Below are 16,332 nucleotides of genomic sequence, written 5' to 3' on the forward strand. Positions count from 1 at the left end.
CGGCCGCCTTGTTCTTGCCCGAAACGGCACCACATGGGACGGACGGCTCATGGCGCGCCGGCTTGGTGGCGCCTGTCTCCGGCGCCCGCGCACGGGCGCCGCGCCCTGCAAAAGTCGTTATAGTAGCAGGTTTGGCCCTTCTCCTTTCCCGCTCGCAGCTGGAACAAACTCGTGGAAGAAATTCGCATTCGTGGGGCTCGCACCCACAATTTGAAGAACGTCAGTCTCGACTTGCCGCGTCACAAGCTGATCGTGATTACGGGGTTGTCCGGGTCGGGCAAGTCGTCGCTCGCGTTCGATACGCTCTATGCCGAAGGCCAGCGCCGCTACGTCGAAAGTCTCTCCGCGTATGCGCGCCAGTTCCTGCAGTTGATGGAGAAGCCGGACGTCGATCTGATCGAAGGTTTGTCGCCAGCGATCTCGATCGAGCAGAAGGCCACGTCGCATAATCCGCGTTCGACGGTCGGCACCGTCACGGAAATCCACGATTATCTGCGTCTGCTGTTTGCGCGCGTCGGCACGCCCTATTGCCCGGATCATCTGATTCCGCTCGAAGCGCAAAGCGTCTCGCAAATGGTCGACGCCGCACTCGCGTTGCCCGAAGAAACGAAGCTGATGATCCTCGCGCCCGTGGTCGCGGACCGCAAGGGCGAGCACGCCGAGCTGTTCGAGGAAATGCAGGCGCAGGGCTTTATCCGCTTTCGCATCCGTTCGGGCGGCGGCACGGCGAACGAAGGCGTCGCAAAAATCTATGAAGTCGATACGCTGCCGAAGCTCAAAAAGAACGACAAGCACACGATCGACGTGGTCATCGACCGGCTGAAAGTGCGCCCGGACATGAAGCAGCGTCTGGCGGAATCGTTCGAAACGGCGCTGCGTCTCGCCGACGGCCGCGCGATCGCACTCGAAATGGATACGGACCACGAGAAGCTCTTCAGCTCCAAGTTTGCGTGCCCGATCTGCTCGTATTCGCTGCCCGAACTCGAACCGCGCCTCTTCTCCTTCAACAATCCGATGGGCGCGTGCCCGGAGTGCGACGGCCTCGGACAGATCACGTTTTTCGACCCGAAGCGGGTGGTGGCGCATCCGTCGCTGTCCTTGGCGGCGGGGGCGGTGAAAGGCTGGGACCGGCGCAACCAGTTCTATTTCCAGATGCTGCAAAGCCTCGCGGCCTTCTACGAGTTCGATACCGAAGCGCCGTTCGAGGAGCTGCCCGAAAAGGTGCGCAAGACGCTGCTTTACGGCTCGGGCAAGCAATCGATTCCGTTTTCGTACATCAACGAGCGCGGGCGCGCGTCGGTTCGCGAGCATGCGTTCGAAGGCATCATCCCGAATCTGGAGCGGCGTTATCGCGAGACGGATTCGGCCGCGGTGCGCGAAGAACTGGCGAAATATCAGAACAACCAGCCGTGCCCGGCATGCGAAGGCACGCGCTTGCGGCGCGAGGCGCGTTTCGTGAAAGTGGGCACCGGCGAGCACGCTCGCGGAATCTATGAAGTGAGCGGCTGGCCGCTACGCGACACGCTCGGCTATTTCGAGTCGCTGCGGCTCGAAGGCGCGAAAGCCGAAATCGCCGATAAGGTCGTGAAGGAGATCGTCGCGCGGCTGTCGTTTCTGAATAACGTCGGGCTCGATTACCTGTCGCTCGAGCGCAGCGCCGAAACGCTGTCGGGCGGCGAGGCGCAGCGCATCCGGCTCGCATCGCAGATCGGCTCGGGACTCACCGGCGTGATGTACGTGCTCGACGAACCGTCGATCGGCCTGCACCAGCGCGACAACGACCGTCTGATCGACACGCTCAAGCATCTGCGCGATATCGGCAATTTGGTGATCGTCGTCGAGCACGACGAGGACATGATCCGCATGGCGGATTACGTCGTCGACATGGGGCCGGGCGCGGGCGAGCACGGCGGCGTGATCGTCGCTCAGGGCACGCCGAATCAGGTGCAGAAGGACCCGAATTCGATCACCGGTCAGTATCTGTCGGGCAAGCGCACGATCGGCTACCCGGAAAAGCGCAATGCGCCGGACGAGCGGCGGCTGCGCATCGTGGAGGCACACGGCAACAACCTCAAGCGCGTGACGCTCGATTTGCCCGTCGGACTGCTGACGTGCGTGACGGGCGTGTCGGGATCTGGAAAATCGACGCTCATCAACGACACGCTTCAGCACGCGGTCGCGCAGCATCTATACGGTTCGGCGACCGAGCCGGCGCCGTACGAATCGATCGAAGGCCTCGAGCATTTCGACAAGGTGATCGCCGTCGATCAATCGCCGATCGGCCGCACGCCGCGCTCGAATCCGGCCACCTACACCGGCCTCTTCACGCCGATCCGCGAACTCTTCGCCGGCGTGCCGGCCGCGAAGGAACGCGGCTATGAAGCCGGCCGCTTCTCCTTCAACGTCAAGGGCGGCCGCTGCGAAGCATGTCAGGGCGACGGCGTGCTGAAAGTGGAAATGCACTTTCTACCGGACGTCTACGTGCCTTGCGACGTGTGTCACGGCAAGCGCTACAACCGCGAGACGCTGGATATCCAGTACAAGGGCAAGAACATCAGCGAAGTGCTCGACCTGACGGTGGAAGCGGCGCACGAGTTCTTCAAGCCGGTGCCGGTGGTCGCGCGCAAGCTGAAGACGCTGCTCGACGTCGGTCTCGGCTATATCCGGCTCGGCCAGTCGGCGACCACGCTGTCGGGCGGCGAGGCCCAGCGCGTCAAGCTTTCGCTGGAACTGAGCAAGCGCGACACCGGTCGGACGCTCTATATCCTCGACGAACCGACCACGGGCCTGCACTTCCACGACATCGCGCTGCTGCTCGAAGTCATTCACCGGCTGCGCGATCAGGGCAACACGGTCGTCATCATCGAGCATAATCTCGACGTGATCAAAACCGCTGACTGGGTCATCGATCTCGGTCCGGAAGGCGGGGCCGGCGGCGGGCAGATCATCGCGCAGGGAACGCCGGAGCAGGTCGCGAAGACGAAGGCGAGCTTTACCGGCAGGTATCTCGCGCCGTTGCTGCAGCGTCCGAAATCGGCGGCGTGACGCCGGCGCGGGCGCGGTGACAAGACAAAGCCGCGCGCCGCGGTACGGACAACCGTTGTAACGAGCAGCGAAAGGGAACGCAGTCATGGGGAAGCGCAACGAAGCGGCCAACGAGGAGCGACGCATACGGGACTTGCCTGCTCGCCCCGTCAGGCTGACGAGCGACATGAGCATGCCGAAACTCTCGGCGGTCGAGATCGGCAGCTATCTCGTGGCGTTTCTCGCGATGTTCTCCGTGCTGCATCTCAAGCTGCTGGGCGCGCTGCTCGCGGGCATGCTCGTGTTCCAGCTGGTGCACATGATCGCGCCGGTCATCGAGCGCCACGTGATGAGCAAGGGCGCGCGGCTGATCGCGGTGGTGCTCATCTCCACGATCATCATCGGCGGATTGACGGGCGCGACCATCGCGACAATCGAGCATTTCGAGCGCGACGTCCCGAGCATGCAGAAGCTGCTCGATCAGCTGATGAGCATCACCTCGCATGCGCGTCTGCGCGTGCCTGACTGGATCGCCACTTACCTGCCCGTCGATGCCGGCCAGATGAAAGAGCGCGCCGCCGACCTGATGCACCGGCACGCCGAGCAATTGCAGCAAGGCGGCCGCGAAATGGCGCGCGGCTTCGGCCATATCCTGATTGGCATGATCATCGGCGCGATCATCGCGGTGGGCGTGCCGAAACAGTCGCATCGCCTGCCGCTCTCGACGGCGCTGGTCACGCGCGTATCGCGCTTTTCGGATGCGTTCCGCCGCATCGTGTTCGCGCAGATCAAGATTTCGGCGATCAACGCGTTTTTTACCGCGCTTTATCTCCTCGTCGCGCTGCCGATATTGCACGAACGCCTCCCGCTTTCCAAGACGCTCGTGTTGATCACGTTCATCGTCGGCTTGCTGCCGGTGATCGGCAATCTGATATCGAATACGATCATCGTCGGCATCTCGCTGTCGGTATCGTTCGGGACCGCGGTTGCGTCGCTTGCGTTTCTCATCATCATTCACAAGCTCGAATATTTCCTGAACGCGCGGATTATCGGCGGGCAGATCGAAGCCCGCGCGTGGGAATTACTTCTCGCGATGCTGGCGATGGAAGCCGCATTCGGCTTGCCGGGCGTAATCGCCGCGCCTATTTTCTATGCGTATATCAAGCGCGAACTGATTTATCTGCGGCTCGTGTGAGTATTCGCCGCGATTAAAAGACAAAGCCCGCTCGGCCGAAAGACCAGCGGGCTTTTTCCTGTCCGGGCAGGAACCGACGCTTCAACGGAACACGACCGTCTTGCTCCCGTTCAACACGATGCGATGCTCCACATGCCATTTCACCGCCCGCGCGAGCGTCACGCATTCGACGTCGCGGCCGATCGCCGTCAGTTGATCCGGCGTCATGCTGTGGTCCACGCGCTCGACTTCCTGCTCGATGATGGGGCCTTCGTCCAGATCGGTCGTCACGTAATGCGCGGTCGCGCCGATCAGCTTCACGCCGCGATCGAACGCCTGGTAATAAGGCTTCGCGCCCTTGAAGCTCGGCAGAAACGAATGGTGGATATTGATCGCGCGGCCGGCGAGCTTGTCGCACATTTCCGGCGACAGAATCTGCATATAGCGCGCTAGCACAACCAGATCCGTCTCGTGCTGATCGATAATTTCCATCACGCGCGATTCCTGCGCCGCCTTTCCTTCCGGCGTCGCATTCATGAGCGGCAAGTGGTGAAACGGAATGTCGTAACTCGCGGCGAGCTGATAAAAATCCTTGTGATTCGACACGATCGCCGGAATCTCGATCGGCAACTGGCCGGTGCGATAGCGGAACAGCAAATCGTTCAGGCAATGGCCGATTTTCGACACCATGATGACCACACGCGGCTTCGCCGATGCATCGTGCAATTCCCATTGCATGCCGAACTCATCGGCGAGCGTGCTGAACGAGCGGCGCAGCGCATCGAGGCCGGGATCGCCGCCCACTTCCTGAAAATGCACCCGCATGAAGAACTCGCCGGTGCGGCTGTCGCCGAATTGCGCGGAATCGAGAATGTTCGCGCCGAGATCGAACAGGAAACCGGACACGGCATGCACGATTCCCGGACGGTCCGGGCACGACAACTTCAGGATGAAACTATGTTCGGTCGACATGAACCGGTCACTCCTTGCTTGTTCGCTTGTTCATTTGTTCAGTTGCGGCGGCGCATGAAGCGCGGCGATCCCTTCGCAGGCGTCGTCGTCGATCCATCGATGGCGCAGGAAGCAGTCGAGCGTCGCGAGGCTCGCATCGACAGTGAGCTCGCCCTCTTCGATCCACCGCGCGACCTCGTCGATGCGCGCAAGCCGATGTTCGCCGACCTCGCCGTCCTGATTGCGCGGAACGAAGTCCTCCGGCAACACGACGTCGTACACGAAGAGCTGCTCCGCCTGCGTACCTTCGGGAATGGTTTGCAGCACATGGAAGACGCCGCCGGGCGTGGCCGTCGACGCCAGTTCCGCAGGCATGCCCGCTTCCTCCCAGCATTCCTTGACGAGCGTCGGCTCGACGCCCATTCCCCAGCCGATGCCGCCCGCCACGACGTTGTCCAGCTTGCCGGGATCGGTCGCCTTCGTGTCGCTGCGACGCGCGATCCACAGCTGCGGCGCGCTATCTCGATATTTTACGATGCCGTTCAGATGCACCGCGTAGGTCATCGTGCCGAAGAAGCGAGAGGCCGCGCGCTCGATGAACGCGAGCGGCGCGTCGTCGAACTGGTTGCGGATCGCGTACGTTTCGTCGCGCCAGCCGGGAATCCTGCCGTCGGCGTGAAGCGCGGCGATGACCGTGGCGAGCGCGGCGGTGCGCGTATCCGCATTGCCGAGCGTCGGGTGCAGACGCACGGCCGGGCCGTCGATCACGAAAGTCTCGGGCCAGCGCGCGAGCAAGGCGACATCCGCGCGGCGGATCCAGCCGACGCGCCGATCGCCGATGAAAAACGGCGTGTGCGCTGAAGCGTCGAAGCGGCGCGCCGCGATGATCGAAGGCAGGCTCATGTGTCAGTCCTTGAGCGCGACGCGAAGGCCCAGCGCGATGAACGTCACGCCCGCGAGCCGATCGAGCCACGCGCCGACGCGCGGACGGCGCTTCAGCCACGCGCCGATCATTCCTGCGCCGATGCCGAACATCGAGAAGACCGCGACGGTCTGCAGCATGAACACGCCGCCCAGTTCGAACATCTGCAGCATCACGCTTTGCGCGCCGTGCGGATCGACGAACTGCGGCAAGAACACGATGAAGAAGAGCGTGACTTTCGGATTCAGCAGATTCCCGATCACGCTCTGGCGGAAGACCGTCGACAGCGGCTGACTCGGCCGCTCGTGCGCCGTCGCAAGCCCGTGGCTTCTCAGCGCCTTGATGCCGATCCACACGAGATACGCCGCGCCGGCGAGCTTCACCGCCTGGAACGCGACCGGCGACGAACGCAACAGCGCCGCGACGCCGAGCGCCGCGAGGGTCGTGTGAAAGATCACGCCGCAGGCAAAGCCGAGTGCGGCGACGACGCCCGCGAGCCGTCCTTGCGAGATGCCGCGCGCGAGCACCTGCAGGTTGTCCGGCCCCGGCGCGACGGTGATCGCAACGGAGGCCGCGAGAAACAGCAGGAAATTCGGCATGTCAGTGGCCTCCGAACTCGCAGACGGTGTAGAGCGGCAAGCCGCCGTCGCGCAGCAATTTCGATCCACCGAGATCGGGCAGGTCGATGATCGCCGCCGCTTCGACGACTTGCGCGCCGAGCCGTTCGAGCAGGATCTTGCCGGCCATCATCGTGCCGCCGGTGGCGACGAGATCGTCGACGATCACGACGCGATCGCCGGGCTTGCACGCATCCTCGTGAATCTCGACGGTCGCGCTGCCGTACTCCAGCTCGTAAGACTGCGACAGCGTGCGATACGGCAGCTTGCCCTTCTTGCGGATCGGCACGAAGCCGAGACTCAGTTCGTACGCGAGAATCGGCCCGATGATGAAACCGCGCGCGTCCATGCCGGCGATCACGTTCACGTCGGCGTCGATGTAACGCTGCACGAACAGGTCGATCAGCGTGCGCAGCGCCTTCCGGTCCTGCAGCACGGGCGTGATGTCGCGGAACTGCACGCCGGGCTGCGGCCAGTTTTCGACGGTACGCACGCGTTCCTTGATGAAGCGCGCGGCGTCGGACGGGGCGCTCGAAGGGATATGAAACATGACTTCTCCGGGATGTCCGCGCTGTGAGGCCGCGCGCCGCCTGAATAAAGAGGAGACTACGCCGCCCGGCGATTGCGCGAGAGCCGTTCCTCGGCTTGCGCAAGCACTTCGGGCAGACCGCGCAGAACGACGATATCGTTCGCGCGCAACTTCGTGTCGGGGTCGGGTTCGACGCCCCGGATGCCGTGACGCCGGATCGCGGTCACCTCGACACCATTGCCGACAAGACCGAGATCGTCGAGCGAGTGTCCGACGGCCTCTGATTTCTCGTCGATGGGTACGGATTGTAGCCGCACCTGCTCGTGGCCATCGTCGTCCTCGAAGTCGTCCGCGCCGTGGAAGTAGCCACGCAGCAGGCTGTAACGCGCGTCGCGCATTTCTTCGACGCGGCGCACCACGCGGCGCATCGGCACGCCCATGAGCACCAGCGTGTGCGACGCGAGCATCAGGCTGCCTTCGACGATCTCCGGAATCACTTCGGTCGCGCCCGCCGCCGTCAGCTTTTCGAGATCGGCGTCGTCGACGGTGCGGACGATGACCGGCAGCGTCGGCGCGAGTTCGTGGATGTTGTGCAGCACGCGCATCGCGGACGGCGTGTTCGCATACGTGATCGCAACCGCCGCCGCGCGGTTCAGGCCCGCCGCGCCGAGCGATTCGCGCCGCCCGGCATCGCCGAACACGACCGATTCGCCCGCCGCCGCCGCCGCCGCGACGCGATCCGGGTCTAGGTCCAGCGCCACATAGGAAATGCCTTCCTGCTCCAGCATGCGCGCCAGATTCTGTCCCGCGCGGCCGTATCCGCAGATGATCACGTGGCCGCTCTGCTTGAGGCTTTGCGTCGCGATCTTCGTCATCTGCAGCGATTGCAGCATCCATTCCGTCGACGACAGACGCAGCACGATCCGGTCCGCGTTCTGGATAATGAACGGCGCGGCGAGCATCGAAAGCAGCATCGCCGAAAGCAGCGCCTGCAGGATGGTCGGATCGACGAGATGCGAATCCAGAATCAGATTGAGCAGCACGAAGCCGAATTCGCCCGCCTGCGCGAGCCCGAGACCGGTACGCATCGCAACGCCGGGCGGCGAACCGAATAGCCGCGCGAGCCCGGTGACGATCACGGCCTTGAGCAGAATGGGCACGACGAAGAACGCGAGCACCAGGAACGGATGCTCCCAGATCACGCGCGGATTCAGCAGCATGCCGGTCGTCACGAAGAAGAGGCCGAGCAGCACGTCGCGAAACGGCTTGATGTCCTCCTCCACCTGATGCCGATACGGCGTCTCCGCAATCAGCATCCCCGCGATGAACGCGCCGAGCGCAAGCGACAGCCCGAACTTGTCGGTGATGAACGCCGCGCCGAGCGTAACCAGCAGCAGGTTCAGCATGAACAGCTCTTGCGAACGGCGGCGCGCGACCAGGTCGAACCAGCGCGTCATGAACTTCTGGCCGATGAAGAGCAGCACCGTCAGTGCGACGACGATCTTCACCGCCGCGATGCCGAGCCACATCGCGAGCTGCGACGAATTGCCGTTGCCGAACGCCGCGATGATGATGAGCAGCGGCACCACGGCCAGATCCTGAAAAAGCAGCACGCCGAAGATATTGCGGCCATGCTCCGATTCGAGTTCCAGCCGCTCGGCGAGCAGCTTGCTCACGATCGCTGTGGAGGACATCGACAGCGCGCCGCCCAGCGCAAAGCTCGCCTGCCACGACATGCTGACCCAGAAATGCGCGATCCAGCCGAACAGCAGCGCAAGCACGATGGTCGCGGCGACCTGGCTCGCGCCGAGGCCGAACACGATGCGCCGCATGGTTCGCAGCTTGGCGAGCGAGAATTCGAGGCCGATGGAGAACATCAGGAACACGACGCCGAATTCGGCGAGATGCTGGGCCTGCTCGGCGTCGGGCGCGATACCGGCCGCGTGCGGACCTACGATGATGCCGACCGCCAGATAACCGAGCATCGGCGGAAGGTTGAAGAAGCGAAAAATCACGACGCCCGCCACCGAACACAGCAGCAACAACAGCGTCAATTCCAGCGGGGAGGTCATCCGTCCAGCGTCCTCGTTCGTCAGTTTTCCGAAACGCGTGAAACACGCATCCGGCGTCTAGAAAAAGCCCCTGGCGCCAGGGAGTTTCGGGGGCGAACGCCACGCTCCATGCGGCGCGGCGAAGAAACGCCTTTGGTATACTCCGCGAATGATAGCGAAAATCAATGGCGACCGGGCGCTGGCGCTGGCTCGCAACGTAATTCAGATCGAAGCCGACGCCGTTCGCGGGCTCTCAGACCTTCTCGACCACAACTTCACGAGCGCAGTCGAAACGTTGCTCGGCTGTCGCGGGCGGGTGGTCGTGTCGGGCATCGGCAAGTCGGGACACGTCGCGCGCAAATTCGCAGCGACGCTCGCGAGCACCGGCACGCCGGCGTTCTTCGTGCATCCGGCCGAAGCGAGCCACGGCGACCTCGGCATGGTCACCGCCGACGACATATTTATCGCGCTGTCCAACTCCGGCGAGACCGAAGAACTCGTCGCCATCCTGCCGCTCATCAAGCGCCTCGGTGCGAAACTCATCGCCATTACGGGGCGTCCCGAATCGAGCCTCGCGCAACTGGCGGACATGCATCTGAACGCGCGCGTCGAAAAAGAAGCCTGCCCGATGAACCTCGCGCCCACGGCCAGCACCACGGCCGCGATGGCGCTCGGCGATGCGCTCGCCGTCGCCGTGCTCGACGCGCGCGGCTTCGGCCCCGACGACTTCGCGCGCTCGCATCCCGGCGGCGCGCTCGGCCGGCGCTTGTTGACCTACGTGCGCGACGTGATGCGCATCGGCGATGAAATCCCGCTCGTGCCGCTCGGCGCGACCGTATCGGACGCGCTGTTCCAGATCACCGACAAGCGCATGGGCATGACCGCCGTGGTGAACGAAAACCGGCACGTCGAAGGCATCTTCACGGACGGCGACCTGCGCCGCATCCTTCAGCGCGACGGCGACTTCCGTTCGCTGAAGCTCGCCGACGTGATGACGCGCAATCCGCGCACGATCGGCCCGGACCATCTCGCCGTCGAAGCCGTGGAACTGATGGAGCGTTATCGCATCAATCAGATGCTGGTCGTCGACGAAAACGCGACGCTGATCGGCGCACTGAACATGCACGACCTCTTCTCCAAGAAGGTAATTTGATGGCGCAGAAGCCTTCCCCCGCCGTCGAGCGCGCGAGCCGCATCCGGCTCATGGCGTTCGATATCGACGGCGTCTTCACCGACGGCAGCCTGTACTTCACCGCCACCGGCGACACGATGAAGTCGTTCAATTCGCTCGACGGCTATGGCCTGAAGCAACTGGAGCGCATCGGCGTGCAGACGGCGATCATCACCGGGCGGCAGTCGGGCATCGTCGCGGCGCGGGCGAAGGAACTGGGCATCACGCATCTCTATCAGGGCGTCGAAGACAAGACCGTCGCGCTCGAAGAACTGCTCGCGAAGACCGGCATTTCCGCCACCGACGCCGGCTACATGGGCGACGACTGGCCCGATCTCGCCGTGATGGGCCGCTGCGGCTTCGCGGCCGCGCCGGCGAACGCGCATCCCGAAGTCGTGCAGCGCGTCCACTTCGTCGCGACGCTGCGTGGCGGCCACGGCGCCGTGCGCGAAGTCTGCGATGCAATCCTGCGCGCGCAAGGCCGCTACGACGACATGCTCGCCGCAGCGCTCGGAGCCTGACACGATGCCGCACACCCGACGCCTCGCCTCGCTCCTGCCGCTGCTCGCGATGGCGGCGCTCGCGGGCATCACCTACTGGCTGCTGCAGGCGACGCTGCCGTCCGCGCCCGAAGCGCCGGAGCAGGCGAAGCGCCACACGCCCGACTACTTCGCGGACAACTTCTCCGTCTCCGAACTTGATACGACCGGCACCACGCAATATCGCCTGACCGCGAAATCGATGCTTCACTACGAGGACGATGAAATCAGCGAGCTGACGCTGCCGGCCATGCGCATGTTCCAGCCGCAGAAGCCGACCGTCACCGCCACGGCGGAGCGCGGCACGGTGAACGGCGACGTTTCCATCGTCGATCTGTACGACAACGCGCGGATTCTTCGCGCCGCCGGTTTCGGCGATCCGCAGATGCAGGCGGATTCGCAGCATTTTCGCGTGCTGGTGAACGACGATGTCATCGAAACGGAAAAGCCGGTTAAACTTCAGCGCGGTCCGTCGGTGATGACCGCCAACGGCATGAACTACAACAACGTCACCCGGGAAATGAAGCTCTTCGGTAACGTGCGCGGCGCCATCGCCGCCTCGGATATCAACGGCGGCGCTTCCAGGTAATCCGATCCCGGGACATTCCTTCCGAACTGTGACTGCATGAATCAAAGCTTCCTTCGTCCCGCTGGCGGCCCCGTGCGCGCAACCCTCGCGCACCGCGCTGCATGCGCCAGGCGGGTGATGCGAGCCGCGCTGTCCGCCGCCGTCGCCACGCTCGTCGCGCTGCCGCTCGCGGGTTTCGCGCCGGCCGCGCACGCCGAAAAGGCCGATCGCGACAAGCCGCTCAACATCGAAGCGGACAATATGTCCTACGACGATCTGAACCAGAAGAATGTCTTCACCGGTCATGTCGTCGCGACGAAAGGCACCATCATCATCCGCGCCGATCGCGTCGAGGTGACGCAGGACCCGCAGGGTTATCAATACGCGACGGGCACGTCGAGCGGCAATTCGCTCTCGTACTTCCGGCAGAAGCGGGACAACGTCAACGAGTACATCGAAGGCAACGCCGTGCGTATCGACTATGACGGCAAGAACGACTTCACCAAGCTGACGACGCGGGCCGTCGTGCGCCGCCTGCAGGGCCTGACGACGGTTCAGGACGAGGTGCGCGGCAGCGTCATCACCTACGACGGTCAGAAGGACTTCTATACCGCATCGGCAGGCAAGGACGTCGCCGGTCCCGGCAATCCGAGCGGCCGCGTGCGCGCGATGCTCGCGCCGCGTTCGGGCGGCGCCGCGCCGCTCAACGGATCGCCCGCGACCCTCGCACCGTCGACCACCATTCAAGGAACGCCGCAGCAGTGAACGCCTCCGCCACGCCTCAAGCCAAGCCGGACGGCAAGTCGAGCTCGCTCGTCGTCCGCAATCTGAAGAAGCGTTACGGCTCGCGAACGGTGGTCAAGGACGTGTCGCTCGACGTGAAGAGCGGCGAAGTAGTCGGTCTGCTCGGGCCGAACGGCGCGGGCAAAACCACGTCGTTCTATATGATCGTCGGCCTCGTGCCGCTCGATGCCGGCGACATCGACCTCGACGGCAACTCCATCAGCCTGCTGCCGATTCATCAGCGCGCGCACCTCGGGCTGTCGTATCTGCCGCAGGAAGCATCGGTGTTCAGGAAGCTGACCGTCGAGCAGAACATCCGCGCGGTGCTCGAACTGCAAACGGACGCGTCGGGCAAGCGGCTGTCGAAGGACGTCATCACGCAGCGCGCAGAAGCGCTGCTCGACGAACTGCAGATTGCGCATCTGCGCGAGAATCCGGCGCTGTCGCTGTCGGGTGGCGAACGGCGTCGCGTGGAAATTGCGCGGGCGCTCGCTACGAATCCGAGCTTCATCCTGCTCGACGAGCCGTTCGCGGGCGTCGATCCGATCGCCGTGCTGGAAATTCAGAAGATCGTGAAGTTCCTGAAGCAGCGCAACATCGGCGTGCTCATCACGGATCACAACGTGCGCGAGACGCTCGGCATCTGCGACCATGCGTACATCATCAGCGACGGCACCGTGCTCGCGGCCGGCGCGCCGAGCGAGATCATCGAGAACGAGAGCGTGCGCCGCGTGTATCTCGGCGAACATTTCCGCATGTAGCGCCCATCCCGCGATGCGGATGATCGACCGATCAGCACGCCGCATCGAACGACAGTAGCAAAACTTACGTGCCGCCCGCCGAGGCGGCACGCGCTTTTTTGGATTCGCTGCGAGGTTTCGCGCGCGTGGCAAACTCTCTACAATGAATAAAACTTTGCCATGAAAGCCAGCCTCCAACTCCGCCTATCGCAGCATCTTGCGCTGACCCCGCAACTGCAGCAGTCCATCCGGCTGCTGCAGTTGTCGACGCTCGAATTGCAGCAGGAAGTGGCAATGGCCGTCGCGCAGAACCCGCTGCTGGAAAACGAAGACGACTGGATCGCGAGCCCGCTGCGCGTCGCCGCCGACGGTTCGCTCATCACCTCGCCCGCTGCCAGCGGCGCCGCGCCCGAGCCGATGATGAACAACGGCTCCAGCTCGACGTCATCGAGTTCCGAACGTTCGGAAAATAGCGAGCCGCGGGGCGTCGACGAATACAACGGCATGAGTTCAGACGGCGGCACGGATTCCAGTTCGTGGAATCTGGAAGACTATGGCCGCTCGAACAACGCGTCGGATGACGACGATCTCCCGCCGCTCCAGATCCACGAATCGACAACCACGCTGCGCGATCATCTGACCGCGCAACTGCGCATGACGCAGGCGAATCAGCGCGATCGCGCGCTCATCACGTTCCTCATCGAATCGCTCGACGAGGACGGTTATCTGACCGCTTCGCTCGACGAGATTCAGGCGGATTTGCCGGACGAGCTGGAAGTGGATGTCGATGAACTCAGCGCGGCACTGGCGTTGCTGCAGAGCTTCGACCCGCCGGGTGTCGGGGGGCGGTCGGCGTCGGAATGCCTGAAGCTGCAGTTACTGCGGCTCGATGCCTCTCCCACGCGAACATTGGCGCTCGATATCGTCACGAATCACCTGGAATTGCTCGCCGCGCGCGACTTCACGCGGCTGCGCAAGCAACTCAAGGCTAGCGACGATGCGCTGCGGGAAGCGCACTTGCTGATCAAATCGCTCGAGCCGTTTCCGGGCGCCGCGTACGGCAAGAGCGAAGCGGACTACGTGGTGCCCGACATTCTCGTGCGCAAGTTGGCGGGCGGCTGGACGGCGGAGCTGAATCCGGAGATCGTGCCGAAGCTCCGGATCAACCACCTGTACGCGAATATCCTGCGGAACAATCGCGGCGATCCCGGCAGCGGTTCACTGCGTCAGCAATTGCAGGAAGCGCGCTGGCTGATCAAGAACATCCAGCAGCGTTTCGAGACCATTTTGCGTGTCGCGCAGGCTATTGTCGAACGTCAGAAGAACTTCTTCGCACATGGCGAAATCGCCATGCGGCCCTTGGTTTTAAGGGAAATTGCTGATACGCTGGGCTTGCACGAATCGACGGTTTCGCGCGTGACGACCGGGAAGTACATGCTCACCCCATTCGGGACGCTTGAATTTAAGTACTTCTTCGGATCGCACGTTTCGACCGACACGGGGGGCGCGGCGTCGTCAACGGCCATTCGTGCCCTCATCAAGCAACTGATAGGAGCGGAAGACCCTAAAACTCCTCTTTCAGACAGCCGCATCGCCGAACTGCTGGCGGAACAGGGCTTCGTGGTTGCGCGGCGCACCGTTGCCAAGTACCGCGAAGCGCTCAGAATCCCCGCAGTGAATCTGCGCAAGTCTCTTTGATCCCGTCTCTGTGATCCGCCGCATGTCGTGGCGGATTTTTACCGGCCGTATCGCGCGAGCGAGTACGAGCCGGCCGGTGCGGCCCGTTCCTTGCGCGTCATCAGACAGCACACGGACGGGCGCCCCGCCGACCGGTATCGGGCAAGCCGCCGTGGTTCAACGGCCATTAGCTTGGAGAGCAACTATGAATCTGAAGATCAGTGGACACCACCTCGAATTGACGCCTGCGTTGCGCGAGTTTGTGATCACGAAGCTGGACAGAGTGCTCCGTCATTTCGATCAAGTGATGGATGCCAACGTTGTCCTCTCGGTCGACACTCATAGTAGGGAAAAGGACAAGCGCAACAAGGCGGAAATCAACCTTCACCTGAAGGGCAAGGACATCTTCATCGAGAGTTGTGACGCTGATATGTACGCGGCGATCGACCTGATGGTCGACAAGCTGGACCGGCAGGTCATCAGACACAAGGACAAAATTCAGGGCCACGCCCATGAAGCCGTGAAGTATCGCGACGAAGTGCACCAGAGCGAAGCGCCGTCGCCGTGAGCGCAACGGACAGGAACCCGCGAGCGTCGTCAGGCGCATGACCGGCAAGCCCGCCTGTGAAACGGCGGGCGTAATTCGAAGACTTCCTCGAATCGCCGGAGCGCCCCGGCGGACTCGCAACCCGTCAAAGCCGCCGATTGGCGGCTTTTTCGTTGCACTTTGCGTGGCGGCGTGGCACAAAGCATTGATTTTCTGAACTTTGTGCTGCACATTCCAATGCAGCGATACGTCATGGCGCGGCGCACCATCGCGCTATGGGCTGTTCTATAATGGCCCGGTTATTTTCGGGTTGCCGAACAGAACGCTGCAGGGAACGCCGCAAGCGCACCTTTCGTTTCATCATCGCCGTGAGCGCTTTCAGACAGCAGCCACGATGAGGAGCTATCAGGCCACGCATCAGCCTGCCAACATGAATCGTTTAGCCAAATTTCTTCCCATCGAGAATGTCGTTCTCGGACTGTCCGTCACAAGCAAGAAGCGCGTATTCGAGCAAGCGGGCCTGATCTTCGAGAACCAGAACGGCATCGCCCGCAGTACCGTTACGGACAACCTCTTCGCTCGTGAACGCCTCGGCTCGACTGGCCTCGGTGAAGGCGTCGCCATCCCGCATGGCCGCATCAAGGGGCTGAAGCAGCCGCTCGCTGCCTTCGTGCGCCTGGCGGAACCCGTCGCGTTCGAATCGCCGGACGGGCAGCCCGTGTCGCTGCTGATCTTCCTGCTCGTGCCCGAACAGGCCACGCAGCAGCATCTGGAAATCCTCTCGGAGATTGCGCAACTGCTCTCCGACGTCGAGGCGCGCGAGCGTCTGCACAAGGAAGAAAATCGTGAGGCGCTGTATCAGGTCCTCACGCAATGGCAGCCGTAATCGCGCCTGTACCGGCAGACCGCATCCAGGGCGCCTCCCGCGCCGCTCGGGGCGCACGGGCGTCTCGCGCAGGCGGTGCTTCTGCGGCACAATCGGTCAAAAGCAGCGCCATGCGGCGAATCGAAGCGGACCGCTCCGACACGCGAAGGCTGC

Annotated in this window: 15 protein-coding genes; 10 read left to right on the forward strand and 5 right to left on the reverse strand. The window is 63.3% G+C overall.

What is annotated here, in order from left to right; translation table 11 throughout:
- The first annotated feature begins 171 nt into the window (after nt 1-171).
- Together uvrA and P9220_RS02460 are read left to right on the forward strand one after the other, a co-directional pair.
- Entirely contained in the window at nt 172-3,045 is a 2,874-nt protein-coding gene (uvrA, locus tag P9220_RS02455; protein WP_404989522.1) for an excinuclease ABC subunit UvrA, read from the forward strand.
- 85 nt (nt 3,046-3,130) lie between these two features.
- On the forward strand, nt 3,131-4,219 hold the full coding sequence (locus P9220_RS02460) for an AI-2E family transporter (RefSeq protein ID WP_309763416.1): 1,089 nt from the start codon (nt 3,131-3,133) through the stop codon (nt 4,217-4,219).
- A gap of 81 nt (nt 4,220-4,300) precedes the next feature.
- Here the strand turns inward: P9220_RS02460 and purU are convergent, their stop codons facing one another.
- From purU to P9220_RS02485, 5 genes are read right to left on the reverse strand one after another with little or no spacing between them, the layout of a single operon-like run.
- Nucleotides 4,301-5,170, reverse strand: a complete 870-nt coding sequence (gene purU / locus P9220_RS02465) for a formyltetrahydrofolate deformylase (protein WP_309763417.1) — start codon at nt 5,168-5,170, stop codon at nt 4,301-4,303.
- Between the two features lie 30 nt (nt 5,171-5,200).
- Entirely contained in the window at nt 5,201-6,052 is an 852-nt protein-coding gene (locus tag P9220_RS02470; RefSeq protein ID WP_309763418.1) for a DUF4743 domain-containing protein, read from the reverse strand.
- Between the two features lie 3 nt (nt 6,053-6,055).
- On the reverse strand, nt 6,056-6,670 hold the full coding sequence (locus tag P9220_RS02475) for a LysE family translocator (protein ID WP_309763419.1): 615 nt from the start codon (nt 6,668-6,670) through the stop codon (nt 6,056-6,058).
- 1 nt (nt 6,671) lies between these two features.
- On the reverse strand, nt 6,672-7,238 hold the full coding sequence (locus P9220_RS02480; RefSeq protein ID WP_309763420.1) for an adenine phosphoribosyltransferase: 567 nt from the start codon (nt 7,236-7,238) through the stop codon (nt 6,672-6,674).
- A gap of 56 nt (nt 7,239-7,294) precedes the next feature.
- A complete protein-coding gene (locus tag P9220_RS02485; protein ID WP_309763421.1) occupies nt 7,295-9,289 on the reverse strand; it encodes a cation:proton antiporter in 1,995 nt (664 codons plus the stop codon).
- A gap of 148 nt (nt 9,290-9,437) precedes the next feature.
- Between P9220_RS02485 and kdsD the strand changes: the two genes are divergently transcribed.
- The 8 genes from kdsD (at nt 9,438) to ptsN (ending at nt 16,179) form a co-directional block, all read left to right on the forward strand.
- On the forward strand, nt 9,438-10,421 hold the full coding sequence (gene kdsD, locus P9220_RS02490; RefSeq protein WP_309763422.1) for an arabinose 5-phosphate isomerase KdsD: 984 nt from the start codon (nt 9,438-9,440) through the stop codon (nt 10,419-10,421).
- Nucleotides 10,421-10,960, forward strand: coding sequence for an HAD family hydrolase (locus P9220_RS02495; RefSeq protein ID WP_309763423.1), 540 nt, complete (start codon nt 10,421-10,423; stop codon nt 10,958-10,960). Before kdsD ends, P9220_RS02495 begins: the two co-directional genes overlap by 1 nt.
- A gap of 4 nt (nt 10,961-10,964) precedes the next feature.
- A complete protein-coding gene (gene lptC / locus P9220_RS02500) occupies nt 10,965-11,567 on the forward strand; it encodes an LPS export ABC transporter periplasmic protein LptC (protein WP_309763424.1) in 603 nt (200 codons plus the stop codon).
- A 36-nt stretch (nt 11,568-11,603) separates the two neighbouring features.
- Entirely contained in the window at nt 11,604-12,311 is a 708-nt protein-coding gene (gene lptA / locus P9220_RS02505; protein ID WP_404980381.1) for a lipopolysaccharide transport periplasmic protein LptA, read from the forward strand.
- A complete protein-coding gene (gene lptB, locus P9220_RS02510) occupies nt 12,308-13,090 on the forward strand; it encodes an LPS export ABC transporter ATP-binding protein (protein ID WP_309763425.1) in 783 nt (260 codons plus the stop codon). Before lptA ends, lptB begins: the two co-directional genes overlap by 4 nt.
- A gap of 159 nt (nt 13,091-13,249) precedes the next feature.
- Nucleotides 13,250-14,767 carry an RNA polymerase factor sigma-54 gene (locus P9220_RS02515; RefSeq protein ID WP_309763426.1) on the forward strand — a complete coding sequence of 506 codons (1,518 nt, stop codon included), beginning with the start codon at nt 13,250-13,252 and terminating at the stop codon, nt 14,765-14,767.
- 184 nt (nt 14,768-14,951) lie between these two features.
- Nucleotides 14,952-15,314: a ribosome hibernation-promoting factor, HPF/YfiA family gene (gene hpf, locus P9220_RS02520; protein ID WP_309763427.1), complete on the forward strand. Its 363-nt coding sequence runs from the start codon at nt 14,952-14,954 to the stop codon at nt 15,312-15,314.
- Between the two features lie 409 nt (nt 15,315-15,723).
- Complete coding sequence (ptsN, locus tag P9220_RS02525) at nt 15,724-16,179, forward strand: PTS IIA-like nitrogen regulatory protein PtsN (RefSeq protein WP_309763428.1); 456 nt, start codon at nt 15,724-15,726, stop codon at nt 16,177-16,179.
- Nucleotides 16,180-16,332: the final 153 nt, after the last annotated feature.

This window comes from Caballeronia sp. LZ016, assembly GCF_031450805.1.
Lineage (GTDB): Bacteria > Pseudomonadota > Gammaproteobacteria > Burkholderiales > Burkholderiaceae > Caballeronia.